Annotated in this window: 12 protein-coding genes; 9 read left to right on the top strand and 3 right to left on the bottom strand. The window is 68.6% G+C overall.

Annotated features, from left to right (window positions below):
* From E3O65_RS03140 to E3O65_RS03105, 8 genes are all read left to right on the top strand, one after another.
* The coding region (locus E3O65_RS03140; RefSeq protein WP_241985613.1) for a cell division protein PerM at positions 1-772 on the top strand (772 nt) is incomplete at its 5' end.
* 121 nt (positions 773-893) lie between these two features.
* Positions 894-1,487 (top strand): phosphoribosylglycinamide formyltransferase, encoded by a 594-nt coding sequence (purN, locus tag E3O65_RS03135; protein ID WP_134362295.1) that lies wholly within the window; start codon positions 894-896, stop codon positions 1,485-1,487.
* Positions 1,484-3,160, top strand: a complete 1,677-nt coding sequence (gene purH, locus E3O65_RS03130; protein WP_134362294.1) for a bifunctional phosphoribosylaminoimidazolecarboxamide formyltransferase/IMP cyclohydrolase — start codon at positions 1,484-1,486, stop codon at positions 3,158-3,160. The genes purN and purH overlap by 4 nt, the downstream gene beginning before the upstream one ends.
* Positions 3,161-3,234: 74 nt before the next feature.
* Positions 3,235-4,428, top strand: a complete 1,194-nt coding sequence (locus tag E3O65_RS03125) for a mechanosensitive ion channel family protein (RefSeq protein ID WP_241985614.1) — start codon at positions 3,235-3,237, stop codon at positions 4,426-4,428.
* 119 nt (positions 4,429-4,547) lie between these two features.
* The gene (locus tag E3O65_RS03120; RefSeq protein ID WP_134362293.1) at positions 4,548-5,633 is read left to right on the top strand and encodes a Glu/Leu/Phe/Val dehydrogenase dimerization domain-containing protein; all 1,086 of its coding nucleotides are present in this window, start codon (positions 4,548-4,550) and stop codon (positions 5,631-5,633) included.
* Between the two features lie 148 nt (positions 5,634-5,781).
* Complete coding sequence (ddaH, locus tag E3O65_RS03115) at positions 5,782-6,609, top strand: dimethylargininase (protein ID WP_174722254.1); 828 nt, start codon at positions 5,782-5,784, stop codon at positions 6,607-6,609.
* A gap of 489 nt (positions 6,610-7,098) precedes the next feature.
* Entirely contained in the window at positions 7,099-8,871 is a 1,773-nt protein-coding gene (locus E3O65_RS03110; RefSeq protein ID WP_134362303.1) for an ABC transporter ATP-binding protein, read from the top strand.
* Positions 8,868-10,673 carry an ABC transporter ATP-binding protein gene (locus tag E3O65_RS03105; protein ID WP_134362291.1) on the top strand — a complete coding sequence of 602 codons (1,806 nt, stop codon included), beginning with the start codon at positions 8,868-8,870 and terminating at the stop codon, positions 10,671-10,673. The genes E3O65_RS03110 and E3O65_RS03105 overlap by 4 nt, the downstream gene beginning before the upstream one ends.
* Positions 10,674-10,858: 185 nt before the next feature.
* Here the strand turns inward: E3O65_RS03105 and E3O65_RS03100 are convergent, their stop codons facing one another.
* From E3O65_RS03100 to E3O65_RS03090, 3 genes are all read right to left on the bottom strand, one after another.
* Positions 10,859-11,305, bottom strand: a complete 447-nt coding sequence (locus E3O65_RS03100) for a cupin domain-containing protein (protein WP_198411650.1) — start codon at positions 11,303-11,305, stop codon at positions 10,859-10,861.
* A 64-nt stretch (positions 11,306-11,369) separates the two neighbouring features.
* The gene (locus E3O65_RS03095) at positions 11,370-11,654 is read right to left on the bottom strand and encodes an MGMT family protein (RefSeq protein WP_277870773.1); all 285 of its coding nucleotides are present in this window, start codon (positions 11,652-11,654) and stop codon (positions 11,370-11,372) included.
* Positions 11,655-11,716: 62 nt separating this feature from the next.
* Positions 11,717-12,169: a GNAT family N-acetyltransferase gene (locus tag E3O65_RS03090; RefSeq protein ID WP_134362289.1), complete on the bottom strand. Its 453-nt coding sequence runs from the start codon at positions 12,167-12,169 to the stop codon at positions 11,717-11,719.
* 176 nt (positions 12,170-12,345) lie between these two features.
* On the opposite strand from E3O65_RS03090, the gene E3O65_RS03085 reads away from it, so the two are divergent.
* Positions 12,346-13,560 carry an NADP-dependent isocitrate dehydrogenase gene (locus tag E3O65_RS03085; RefSeq protein ID WP_134362288.1) on the top strand — a complete coding sequence of 405 codons (1,215 nt, stop codon included), beginning with the start codon at positions 12,346-12,348 and terminating at the stop codon, positions 13,558-13,560.
* The last annotated feature ends 313 nt before the right edge of the window (positions 13,561-13,873 follow it).

Genomic DNA, 13,873 nt, shown 5'->3' with positions numbered 1-13,873 from the left:
GCCCGTCGCGGCGGCCGGTATGCTCCCGGCGCCGGTGCGCGCGGGCGTCGCCGCGGCGCTTCGGGCCGGTACGGCCGCGGCCGCCGGCATTCTCTGCGTTTCCGGGATCACTGTCTTCGTGCTGATCCTGACCAATTACGCCACCATTATCGGGCTTTACGAGACCGTGCAGGCGGGGGTTCTGGGCGGCATCGCGCTCACCATCGCCCAGCTTTCGCTGATCCCGAACCTGGTCATCTGGGCCGCGTCCTGGTTCGTCGGCCCCGGCATCGCTGTGGGCGTGGGGTCCAGCGTGTCACCGGTCGGGACCGTGCTCGGAACGGTGCCGGGATTGCCGATCCTCGGCGTGCTGCCACAGGGCAGTCTCACGTTCGGGTTCGTCGGACTGCTCGTTCCGGTGCTGATCGGTTTTCTCGCCGCCGTCATCCTTCGCCAGCGCACGGCCGCCACGGATGTACCGGCCCCCACGATCACGGAACGGCTGCTCACCGGCCTCGGCACTGGGATCGTCGCCGGCGTGCTGCTCGGCCTGCTCGCCTGGTGGTCGGGCGGAGCGCTCGGCCCCGGCCGTCTCGTCGAGGTCGGGCCGAACCCGCTTCTGGTCGGTGCGGTCGCCGCAGCCGAGGTCGGGGTCGCAGCCTGCATCGGACTACTCACGCCCGCGCCCCGGCGCGAGGCGACGGGCGCAGTGAACCAAGGCGCGCAGACCGGCGCGCAGACCGGCGCCGGCCGTCTGCTCGGGAAGCTCCGCAGCTCGCTCCCTCACCGCTGACCGGTTCCCCCGGTCTGCCCGGCACCGCCGGCACCCCCGGTGCCACGGCCGTCGGCGAACCCGCATCCCGGCCGAACAGGTGGGTGACCCCCGTGTGGCCGCCGAACGGTAGGCTTCTCCCGTGCTGAACTTGGTCGTACTGATCTCCGGTGGGGGTTCCAACCTGCGCTCCCTGCTCGAGGCGTGCCGCGACGCCGAGTACCCCGCACGCGTGGTGGCCATCGGAGCCGACCGCGATGCCGACGGGCTCGAGTTGGGCGAGGAGTACGGCATTTCCACGTTTACGGTGCCGTTCACGTCGCACCCGTCCCGAGAGGCCTGGGGCCACGAACTCCTCGCGCAGATCCAGCAGTGGGATGCCGATCTCGTCGTGCTGAGCGGCTTCATGCGTCTGCTGCCGCCCCAGGTCGTGGCGGCGCTGACCCCGAATCTGCTCAACACGCATCCGGCCTACCTACCTGAATTCCCCGGCGCCCACGGCGTGCGTGACGCCCTCGCGGCCGGGGTCGCCGAAACCGGCGCCAGCCTGATCGTCGTCGACACCGGTGTCGACGATGGACCGATCATCGCGCAGGAGCGGGTGCCGGTGCTGCCGGGTGACACGCAGGCAGCCCTGCACGACCGCATCAAAATCGTCGAGCGTCGCCTGCTGGTGCAGGCCGTGCTCGATATCGCCAACGGACACGTCGATCTCAAGGAGCATTCCCACATATGAGCGGTCCCACCAACGCCCAGAGCCTGTACCGCCACCGCGACGTCGTGCCTGTGCGGCGCGCGCTGATCTCGGTGAGCGACAAGACCGGTCTGGTCGAGCTGGCCGCAGCCCTCGCGGCGACCGGCGTCGAAATCGTGTCGACCGGGTCGACTGCGGCCACCATCCGCGCCGCCGGCCACGACGTGACGGATGTCTCCGCCGTCACCGGGTTCCCCGAATCCCTCGACGGCCGGGTCAAGACCCTGCACCCCGGAGTGCACGCCGGCATCCTCGCCGACCTCCGCCTCGAGGCGCACGAGGCCCAGCTCGCCGAGCTCGGCATCAGGGCGTTCGAGCTCGTCGTCGTCAACCTGTACCCGTTCGTCGAGACCGCCCTGTCGGGCGCTTCCCCTGCCGATGTGATCGAACAGATCGACATCGGCGGGCCCGCGCTCGTGCGTGCGGCCGCCAAGAACCACGCCAACGTCGCCATCGTGGTGGACCCCGACGACTACAACGAGATCATCGCCGCCGTGCAGGCCGGCGGCAGCTCGCTGATGCTTCGCCAGAAGCTGGCGTCGCTCGCCTTCGAGAACACCGCCGGCTACGACCTCAGCGTCTCCGCCTGGTTCACCGAGAACGTCTACGACCAGTGGCAGGACGACGCCGCGGCCCTCGACGAGGACATCCTCGAGGAGTTCGATGCCGTGATCGGTGATGCGCTCGCCGACGACATGCCATTCCCCGAGACCCTGGTCATCGAGGCCACCCGCAGCGCGGTGCTCCGCTACGGCGAGAACTCGCACCAGGCCGCGGCACTGTACCTCGGCGAGGGCGGCCAGGGGATCGCGCAGGCCGTGCAGCGCCATGGCAAGGAGATGTCGTACAACAACTACGTCGACGCGGACGCCGCCGTGCGCGCCGCCTACGACTTTGCCGAACCGGCCGTGGCCATCATCAAGCACGCCAACCCCTGCGGCATCGCCGTTGCCAACCCCAAGGCGCCCGATGCGATCGCCTCCGCGCACCACCGCGCACACGACTGCGACCCGATCTCCGCCTTCGGCGGGGTCATCGCCGCCAACCGCACGGTCACCCTCGGCATGGCCGAAACCGTCAGCCAGATTTTTACGGAGGTGCTCGTCGCCCCGGGCTTCGAGCCGGCCGCGTTCGAGCTGCTCAGTGCCAAGAAGAACATCCGCCTGCTCGAGTTGCCTGCCGACTACCACCGCTCCTCGCTCGAACTGCGCCAGATATCGGGCGGCCTGCTCGTGCAGGAGACCGACACCTTTGACAACCTCGACTCGTCGGCCTGGTCCCTCGCGGCCGGCGACGAGGTCGACGCGGCCACCCGGGCGGACCTCGAGTTCGCGTGGAAGGCCTGCCGGTCGGTGAAGTCGAACGCCATCCTGCTGGCGCGCGCCGGGGCATCCGTGGGCGTAGGCATGGGCCAGGTCAACCGGGTCGACTCCTGCCACCTCGCGGTGCTGCGGGCCGGTGACCGGGCGGCCGGCTCGGTCGCTGCCTCGGATGCGTTCTTCCCGTTCGCTGACGGCCTGCAGGTGTTGCTCGACGCGGGCGTCACCGCCGTCGTGCAGCCCGGCGGCTCGGTGCGCGACGCCGAGGTCATCCAGGCGGCCGTGGATGCCGGTGTCAGCATGTACTTCACCGGTGAACGCCACTTCTTTCACTAGATGAGCCCGGCCCCGGAGTCTGGCACGATTGAGGAGTCCGTGGCATCATCAGGCCCCGGGCAGGAGGGAGCGCCGTGCCAGATCTCGAGGGATTCCTGCAGACCGACTACCTGATCGCTCTGCTGGTCGCCGTTGTCGGTGCCGTCGTCGTCACGGCGATCGTTGCCCTCATGTTCCGGGTGGTGGGTCGCAAGAAGGCCTGGGCCCGCACTCTGGTGGGACTGGTCAGAGTTCCATTCCGGCTGACGCTGCTGGTGGGTGCGATCTGGTCGGTCAACACACTGTTCCTACAGAGCACCGAGGAGATCGAGCGTCTCGTCGACTTCCTGTTCCGCGCGCTCTTCATCGTTGCGGCCACCTGGCTGATCTGCGCCCTCCTCTATTTCTTCGAGGAGGTGGCAGCCACTCGCTACCGCGTCGATGTGCGTGACAACCGCGTCGCCCGGCGCGTGCGCACCCAGCTGCGGATGCTGCGCCGCATCGGCGTCGTCGTGATCGTAATCTGCGCGATCGGGGCCGTGCTGCTCAGCATCCCCGGCGCCGCAACGCTCGGCGCCAGCCTGTTCGCCTCCGCCGGCCTGCTCAGCGTCGTCGCCGGACTGGCCGCGCAGTCCACGCTCGCGAACGTGTTCGCCGGCATCCAGCTGGCCTTCAACAACGCCCTGCGCGTCGATGACGTCGTGATCGTCGAGACCGAATGGGGCAAGATCGAAGAGATCACGCTCACCTACGTGGTCGTGCACATCTGGGACGACCGCCGCATGGTGCTGCCGTCGACCTATTTCACGACCAACCCGTTCCAGAACTGGACCCGGCACAACAGCGAGCTGCTCGGCGCGGTCGAGTTCGACCTTGACTGGCGCGTAGACCCGGCCGGCATGCGCGTGGAACTCGACCGGATCGTGGCCCAGACCGAGCTCTGGGACGGACGCGTGGTCGTGCTCCAAGTGACGGATGCCGTGGGCGGCTTCGTGCGCGTGCGCGTGCTGGTCTCCGCGGCCGATGCTCCCACCCTGTTCGACCTGCGCTGCCTGGTGCGCGAGAACCTGATCGACTGGATCAACACCCACAACCCGGAGGCGCTGCCGGTGGGCAGGATGGAACTGCGGCGCGAACCCGCCCGGGGTCCGCTGCCCAAGCGTGCCGAGTCGGCGCATCCTGTGACCGCGCCCATCGGGCTGTTCTCCGGCGACGAGAACGCCAAGGCGCGGGCGGCTGAGTTCACGGCCACCATCCCCGTGCAGGAGGGGCCGGCGAAGGAGCGCTGACACGCCGCCGCCCCGCACGCGCGCTCCCTGCCCGGCGCGGCTAGTCTGGTGCAGTCGACGCGCCACGATCGCGGCGACACGATGCGCCCACAAGGCCGACCAGCGAGGAGAACCACCCCATGACGCTCACGCACCCCACCACCTCGTTGGACGCCCTGATCGGCATCCCGTTCACGCACGAACGCGTGTTGATCACGACCGGCATCCGTTCGGGCCTCGTGATCACAGTGGCCGTGCACTCCACCCGGCTGGGCCAGGCCCTCGGCGGCGCCCGGCTGTGGCAGTACGAGAATTGGACGGATGCCGTGGCCGATGCACTGCGCCTCTCCGCGGCCATGACGCTGAAGAACGCGGCGGCCGGGCTGAACCTGGGCGGCGGCAAGTCCGTCATCCACCTGCCGATCGGCACCGTGCTCAGCGAAGCGGAACGGCGTGACGCCATGCTCGACCTCGGCGACGCCATCGAGAGCCTGAATGGCGTGTATATGACGGCCGAAGATGTGGGCACGAGCGCCGACCTGATGGCCGTCGTGAAGGAGCGCACCGACCACGTCTGCGGGCTGCCCTCGTCCAGCGGCGGGGTAGGCGAACCGGCCGACGCGACCGCGGCCGGCGTGTATGCCAGCGTTCTCGCCACCCTCGACGCTCTCTTCGGCAGCCGCGACGTGTCTGGCCGGCACATCGTGGTTTCCGGCCTCGGCCAGGTCGGTGGACGCCTCGCAACCGCGCTCGCCGCCGCCGGCGCCCGCCTCACCGTCAGTGATGTCAACCTCGACAAGCAGGAGTTCGCCGCCGGCCTCGGGGCAGACTGGGTGCCCGTGGACGAGGTGCACCACGTGCCGGCCGACCTGTTCGTCCCCTGCGGACTCGGCGGGGTGCTGACCGCCCGGGTGATCGGGGAACTCAACGTGCTCGGGGTCGTCGGCGCCGCCAACAACCAGCTCGCCCAGCCGGAGGGAGCCGCCCAGCTGGATGCCCGTGGCATCCTCTGGGCCCCCGACTTCGTCGTGAATGCGGGCGGCGTGATCTACCTGGCCCTGGCCTCGGAGCCGAACGCCGACCTCGCCCGGGTGGCCGAGCGGGTCGCCGCGATCGGCGACGTCGTTGCGCAGATCTTCACGGATGCCCGTGACCAGGGAATCACGACGCTCGCCGCCGCCGAGCGACTGGCTGCCGCCCGCCTGGACGCCGCCCGCCCCCGGTAGCCCCTCCGCGGAGCCGCCCGCCCCACCGGCGCTCAGCGACGTCCGTGCTGTGGCGCGCTCGCTGCGCCGCAGCGCGCCTGGCACGCCTCGCGCGAAGCGGCGCACGACCCGCGCGGCGACTGTGTGGGGAGAGCCCTACACTGGCGGGATGGGAACCGTCGAGTTCGAATCCTCGCCTGCCGAATCCGCTGCCGCCGCCGTCACCTCCGGTACCGCGGGAAGGCGTGCACTGGTGCGCCGACCGGCGCGGAACCTCGCCGAGGGGCAGCTGACCCACATCCGGCGCAGTCCGATCGACCTCGAGCTGGCCGTTCTACAGTGGCGCGGCTACGTGGCCTCGCTCGAAGCCGAGGGCTGGGAGACCATCGAGGTCGAACCGGCCCCTGATCTGCCCGACTCCGTCTTCATCGAGGACGCCGTCATCGTCTTCGGTCAGCTGGCCGTCGTGTCCAGCCCGGGCGCTCCGAGCCGTCGCGGCGAAACCCGCGCTGCCGAGGCCGCCGTGCGGGCCCTCGGCCTTTCCGTGCACCACCTCGAGCTGCCGGGCACCCTCGACGGCGGCGACGTGCTCAAGGTCGGCCGCACGGTTTACGTGGGCCAGAGCCTGCGCACGAACGCTGAGGGCACGCGTCAGCTGCGCGCCATCCTCGAGCCCCGCGGTCACACGGTCGTCGCCGTGCCCATCACGAAGGTGCTGCACCTCAAGACCGCCGTCACGGCGCTGCCCGACGGCACCGTGATCGGCTACCGGCCGCTCGTCGACGACCCGAGGGTGTTCCCGCAGTTCCTGTCCGTGCCCGAACCTGAGGGCACCGCAGTGGTCGTGCTGGACCCCGCGACTCTGCTCATGTCCAGTGCTGCTCCGCGCTCCGCGGCGCTGTTCACCGGCCTCGGCTACCGGGTGATCACGGTCGACATCTCCGAGTTCGAGAAGCTCGAGGGCTGTGTCACCTGCCTGAGCGTGCGGGTGCGCTGAGCCGGTCCCCCAGATTCAGCGTTTGCGCCGGAGGCCCTGAAACCGTATCCTGAAAGGCTGCCTGATCAGGGGGGCACAGCTCAGACACGACGCGCTCAGGAGGCCGACATGATACAGACAGCACCGTTTACGCTCGTAGCGTTCGCGAACGACGGCGCCCGCTTCGGCGCAGCCAACTCGTTCCCGCGCAGCGCCTAACGCCCCGACTCGCTCCGACGCCACCCCGCCGGGCGCTCTCGCCCGGCCGCTGAGCCGGCGCGCCTCAGACCGGCAGCCACGCTGCCGCCACCGGAAGCATCCCGGCTTCCACCCTCGCCGACCGGCCCGATTCCGGGCGGCCCCCGACGCCCTTTGGCGCCGTTCGCCTGCACCATATTCGTTCAGGACTCACTCGTGAACACGCTCACTGATCTCAGCCATCCGCCCGACCCGGAAACGGGTCCCGACTGCGCCACAGACCCCGCGCGGAAGAACACCGCTCAGGTGCTGATGCGCCTCTACCCCTTCGCCCGCCCGGCCCTGCCGCGGCTGGCCCTCGGCATGCTCGCCGCGCTGCTCGCCGCCGTCGTCGCACTCGCCATCCCGCAGGTGCTGCAACGCCTGGTCGATGGAGCCCTGACCCGGCAGGACGCCGCCCAGATCTGGCCGGCCGTGATCGTCGTGCTCGCCCTCGGCGTGATCGAGGCGGTGCTCATCGCGCTGCGCCGCTGGTTCGTGCTCGGCCCCGGCACCCACATCGAAGCCAGGATGCGCAACGCGCTCTATGCCCGGCTGCAGGACCTCCCGGTGACGTTCCACGATAAGTGGCCGAGCGGGCAGCTGCTCTCCCGCGCCGTCAGCGACCTCAACCTGATCCGCCGGTGGATCTCGTTCGGGCTCGTACTCCTGATCGTGAACGTGGTGACGATCGTGATCGGCGCCGTCATCTTGGTGTCGATGAACTGGATCCTCGGCGTGATCTTCTTCGTCTGCTCCATCCCGCTGTGGATCGTCGGTTACCTGTTCGAGGAAAAGTATTCCGTCGTCGCCCGGCTCAGCCAAGACCAGGCCGGTGACCTTGCCACGGCCGTCGAGGAGTCGGTGCACGGCATCCGTGTGCTCAAGGCCTTCGGGCGCGGTAAATTCGCGCTGAAGAACTTCTCCGACCAGGCCGAGAGCCTGCGCGGCACCGAGATCGAGAAAGCGCGCGCCATTGCCGGCATCTGGCTGTGGCTGCTGATGATTCCGGATGTGGCCTTCGCCCTCTGCCTCGTCGCCGGCGTTTGGCTGGCCAGCCAGGGACAGTTCAGCGTGGGCGGGCTGGTGGCGTTCTTCGCCACGGCCACCGTGTTGCGCTGGCCGATCGAATCAATCGGGTTCCTGCTGTCGATGACCTTCGACGCCCGCACAGCCACCGACCGCTTCTTCGACGTGCTCGACGCGCCGAACGCGATCACCGACCCCGAGCATCCGCTCACCATCGACCGGCCCAGCGGCCGCTTGGCGTTCGAGAACGTGCACTTCCGCTACCCCGACTCGCCCAGCCGTTTCCCGGACCTGCTCGACGGCGTGGACCTGGTGCTCGAACCGGGAGAGACCATGGCGCTGGTCGGCTTGACCGGCTCTGGGAAGTCCACACTGACGGCGCTGACTACCCGCCTCTACGACGTGACCGACGGGGCGGTGACCCTCGACGGGGTCGACGTGCGCCACCTTGGCCGCGAGGAGCTGCGCCGTCACCTGTCGATGGCGTTCGAGGATGCGACGCTGTTCTCGGCCTCCGTGCGCGACAACGTGTTGCTCGGTCGCCCGGAGTGGGCGGCACGCTCGCCCGAAGCGGATGCCGCGCTCGAGGAAGCGCTCATGGTCGCCCAGGCCGGGTTCGCCCACGACCTCCCGGAGGGCGTGGACACACTCGTCGGCGAGGAGGGGATGAGCTTGTCCGGCGGTCAGCGTCAGCGGATCGCGCTGGCGCGGGCGGTGGCGGCGAAGCCAGCCGTTCTCGTGCTCGACGACCCGCTGTCGGCACTCGACGTGGACACGGAATCCCTGGTGGAGTCCGCGCTGCGCGAGGTGCTCTCCTCGACCACGGCGCTGATCGTGGCGCACCGTCCGTCGACCGTCATGCTCGCCGACCGGGTCGCACTGCTCGAGAACGGGCGAGTCACGGCGGTCGGACGGCATTCCGACCTGCTCCGAGAGAGCGAGCACTACAAGTTTGTGATCTCGAGCCTGGAAGATGAAGAACGACGAGAGTCGGCCAGAGGGGAGGTGGCGCGATGAGTGTCACCGGTGTCGAAGGAGAAGACCGCAGCAACTTCACCGCCGCGGAGAGCAAGCAGATCCGGCGCCGATCACTGCGCCTGCTCGGATCGCTGCTACGCCCGGTGCGCTGGCCCGTGATCGCGGCGATGCTGATCGTGGTCGTCTCCACCGCCGCACAGGTGGCCGGTCCAGCCCTGATCGCGTTCGGGATCGACTGCGGTCTGCCAGCGTTGATGCAACAAGACTGGGTGCCGCTCGCCGCGACGGGGGTGATCTACCTCGCCACGGGCGTCGTCGGTGCCATCCTGATCGCCTGGTACACGATCATGTCGGCCAGGATCAGCCAGGCCGTGCTGATCGACCTGCGCAAGCGGGTCTTCCTGCACACGCAGCGACTAAGCCTCGAATTCCACGAGTCGTACACCTCCGGCCGCATCATCTCCCGGCAGACCAGCGACCTCGACGCCATTCGGGAACTGCTCGACTCCGGCATCAACCAACTCGTGCAGGGTCTGCTCTACATGGTGTTCACCGCGATCGCCCTATTCCTGCTCGACGGCACGAGCGGGCTCGTTCTGCTCGCGTCGATCGTGCCGCTTGCCCTGCTCACCCGCTGGTTCCAGGTGCGATCACAGACGCTCTTCCGCCGCTCGAGAACGGCGTCGGCGAGCCTGATCGTGCAGTTCGTGGAAACCATGACAGGCATCCGTGCGGTCAAGGCCTTTCGTGCGGAAAAGCGCAACGAGAAGGTCTTCGGCGAACTGGTCGAGGACTACCGCATGGTGAACGGGCGGGTCATCCAACTGTTCGGCATCTTCGACCCCGGTCTGGTTCTGATCGGAAACGTGGCCGTCGCGGTCGTGCTCCTGGTCGGCGGGTTCCGCGTGGTCGACGGCCAGCTCGCCATCGGCGCGCTGCTCGCGGCGCTGCTCTACACCCGCCGGTTCTTCGACCCGATGGAGGAGATGGCGATGTTCTACAACTCCTACCAGTCGGCCGCCGCCGCGCTGGAGAAGATCTCCGGGGTGCTCGAGGAGCATCCGGGCGTGCCTGACCCGGTGAAGCCGGTCGACCTCTGGGCGGCGAAGGGCGCGGTCTCGTTCGAGGACGTGCAGTTCGAGTATCAGAGCGACCGGGTCATCCTGCCGACGTTCGATCTGTCGATCCCGGCCGGGCAGACCATCGCCCTGGTCGGGTCGACCGGGGCCGGCAAGTCCACCCTGGCCAAGCTGATGGCGCGTTTCTACGACCCGTCGGAGGGCAGGGTGACCCTCGACGGCGTCGACCTGCGCGACCTGCACCCCAAGGACCTGCGCCGGGCGATCGTCATGGTCACCCAGGAGGCCTACCTGTTCAGCGGGTCGGTCGCCGACAACATCTCGATCGGCAAACCGGATGCGACGCCCGCCGAGATCGTGGCTGCGGCTCGCGCTGTCGGTGCGCACGACTTCATCGAGGGACTGCCGAACGGATACGACACCGACGTGAACAAGCGCGGCGGGCGCGTCTCCGCCGGGCAGCGCCAGCTGATCTCGTTCGCGCGGGCGTTCCTGGCCGACCCGGCCGTGCTCATCCTCGACGAGGCCACCTCGAGCCTGGACATCCCGAGTGAGCGCCTCGTGCAGCAGGCGCTGCAGACGCTGCTCGGGGGACGCACCGCCGTGATCATCGCGCACCGGCTGTCCACCGTGGCGATCGCCGACCGGGTCCTCGTGATGGAGCACGGACGTGTCGTGGAGGACGGTGCCCCCGACCAGCTGATCGCCGGCACCGGGCGGTTCGCGCAGCTGCACGCCGCGTGGCGCGACTCGCTGGTGTAAATCGGCGCACCTCGCGGCGCACCCTGTGGAGGCGGGCGCATGGTAGAACGTGCGCCGGCTTCCACAGGGTGCGCCGCGAGACGCAGACGGATGCGCAGCCGCGCCGACATGCAACAGCCCGGCATCCGGGGCCTGTGTGTGCGGGCCCCGGATGCCGGGCGAAGTCGAGGCGGAGAAGGGGTCGGCTAGACGAAACCCCAGGCTTTCTCTTCGTCGCTCGAGGCGTCGGAGAGCGGCGTACCCGACAGGGGCCGGTTTGAGGCGACCGGTCCGAGCGGGTGGTAGCCGGGGTCCCGCGGGGTGACGGGGGCCTGCTTGAGTTCGACGAAGATCGCGTGCGACGGCGTGGTGCCGATGTTCAGGCCGGCGTGCTCCTGGGCCGGCAGCCAGCGCGTCTCGCCGGCGGGCAGCTCGACGTCGATCTCGCGCCCCTCCGACGACAGGCGACGGGCGTAGGCGTTGAGCGTGATCATGACGCTGTCGGGATGCTCGTGGGGATTGGTCTCATCGCCGGGGGCGTCAAGGAACTCAAGCACGCGAACGCGGTCGTTCTCAAGGAGTACGCGGTAGGAGCCCGGGTCGGTGGCGAGGGGATCAAGGGCCGAGTGTGCGGCGGTTTTTTCGCTGTCCATGCGAAAACGGTAACATCCGGGGCGTCCCGGAACCTAGGGTTTCCGGGCATCCCGGCCGGGATCGCTAGGCCGGACTCCAGCGCGCCGCCGCGTAGTCGACCCGGTACCCGTGTGGCCCCGTCTTCAGCGGGGTGCCCTCCGCGCGGTAGTGGGGGAGCGCGCGGTCCTCATGCCCGATCGGCGGGTGCCCGCCGGCTCGGATCACCCGCCACCAGGGCAGGTCGGCGCCGTGGTGTGCCATGATCTGCCCCACCAGTCGGGCACCCCGTGAGCCGAGCACCGCCGCGACGTCGCCGTAGGTCATCACGCGACCGGGCGGGATCGATTCCACGATGCCGAGAACGTGCAGGGTGAACGCGGGTTCCCGGATGGCGGCATCCGTCAGCGGGTCTGCTTCGTGCCGGTATACGGTCAGAGCTGCATCGCCCCGATGGTCTCGCCGTAGACGGTCTGGCCCACGTCGCTGAAGCCAAGGTGGTGGAAGAAAGCCTCAGGGCCCTCTTCGCCGGGCTCCCAGATCACCGTGATGTGGTCGAACCCGCGCTTGCGGGCCTCGGTGGCGAGGGCGTCGGCGGCGAACTTGCCGACGCCCTTGCCCTGGGCCTCCGCATCCACGTTGATGCGCCAGATGCAGGCGCGGAATTCCTCGTGATCGGAGTCGGGGTCGAAATTGCCGTGGATGAACCCGGCGACCTCGCCGTCGAGCACGACGACGCGCTGCCAGGCGGTGGCCGGGTTGATGACGGATGCCGCAACCGCGTACGAGACCGGCGCGATGAACTGCTCCTGCCCGGGTTTCAGGCTCAGGCCATTCGCCGCGACGATGTTGCGCGCAGACAGTTCTTCCAGTCGTAGATCACCCATGCGAACAGGCTAACGTGAGCCGGAGCCGGTCGGGTAGTCGGTTTTTCGGACGACACGGCGGGCCGGCGGTGCCGGGTACGGACATCCGGAAACTGTCTCGATGTCAAGATAATTAGCGGTCTCCACTAGAATTGACGTGGCTATTCTTGCCCCCCGATATTCTGAGGAGATTTCCATTGGCGAAGATCAAGGTTGAAGGCACTGTCGTCGAGCTCGACGGGGACGAGATGACCCGCATCATCTGGCACGCGATCAAGGAGACCTTGATCCACCCGTATCTCGACATCGACCTCGAGTACTACGACCTGTCGATCCAGAAGCGCGACGAGACCGACGACCAGATCACGATCGACTCGGCCCGCGCCATCCAGAAGCACGGCGTCGGCGTCAAATGCGCGACCATCACGCCCGACGAGGCGCGCGTCGAGGAATTCGGCCTGAAGAAGATGTGGGCGTCGCCCAACGGCACCATTCGCAATATCCTCGGTGGCACCATCTTCCGCGAACCCATCATCATCTCGAACATCCCGCGTCTCGTGCCGGGGTGGAACAAGCCGATCATCATCGGCCGCCACGCCTTCGGCGACCAGTACAAGGCCACCAACTTCCGTTTCGAGGGCGAGGGCACGCTCAGCATGACCTTCACTCCGAAGGATGGCTCGGCCCCCCAGGAGTTCGAGGTCTTCCAGGCTCCCGGCAGCGGTGTCGCGATGGGGATGTACAACCTCGACAACTCCATCCGCGACTTCGCCCGCGCATCGCTGAACTACGGCCTCGAGCGCAAGTACCCGGTCTACCTGTCGACCAAGAACACGATCCTCAAGGCCTACGACGGTCGTTTCAAGGACATTTTCCAGGAGATCTTCGACGACGAGTTCAAGGCCCGCTACGACGCGGCCGGCCTCACCTACGAGCACCGCCTCATCGATGACATGGTCGCTTCGGCCATGAAGTGGGAGGGAGGCTACGTCTGGGCCTGCAAGAACTACGACGGCGACGTGCAGTCCGACACCGTCGCGCAGGGCTTCGGCTCGCTCGGCCTGATGACGAGCGTGCTCTCCACGCCCGACGGCAAGGTCGTCGAGGCTGAGGCGGCGCACGGCACAGTGACGCGTCACTACCGTCAGCACCAGCAGGGCAAGCCCACTTCGACCAACCCGATCGCCTCGATCTACGCGTGGACGCGCGGCCTCGCGCACCGCGCCAAGCTCGATGCCAACCCGGCGCTCGCCGAGTTCGCGCACACGCTCGAAGACGTGGTCATCACGACCGTCGAGAGCGGCAAGATGACCAAGGACCTCGCCCTCCTCGTCGGACCTGAGCAGGCCTTCCAGACGACCGAGGAGTTCCTCGCCGCCATCGCGGAAAACCTGCAGGCGCGCCTGGCGTAACCCGCCACTTCCTGCAGAGGCACCGCGAGGCACCGCGAGGTGCGAAGAGGCCCCGCCCGAGAATGCGGGGACTTTTCGCGTCTGCGAACACGGCGCATGAACTGGCGGGCCAGGGGCACGAGGTCACGATCGTCGAGCTCACCGTCGAACTCGCTCTCGGGGTGCGGCCCAACACCGCCCTGACGCTGGCGATCGCCGGACACCCGAACTCACATCCGTTCGGCGGTTGCGTGCCCCGGCCGCGTTCGGCGCCGCCACAACACGGCGTTCATGGTGGTGACCCCACCCTGAGCCAGGGCCTCGGCGGCCCTCG

Origin of the sequence: Cryobacterium breve (genome assembly GCF_004402375.1) — a bacterium.
GTDB lineage: Bacteria > Actinomycetota > Actinomycetes > Actinomycetales > Microbacteriaceae > Cryobacterium > Cryobacterium breve.
The sequence above is the reverse complement of the archived record's forward strand: the minus strand, read 5'-3'. Positions and strand labels throughout refer to the sequence as shown.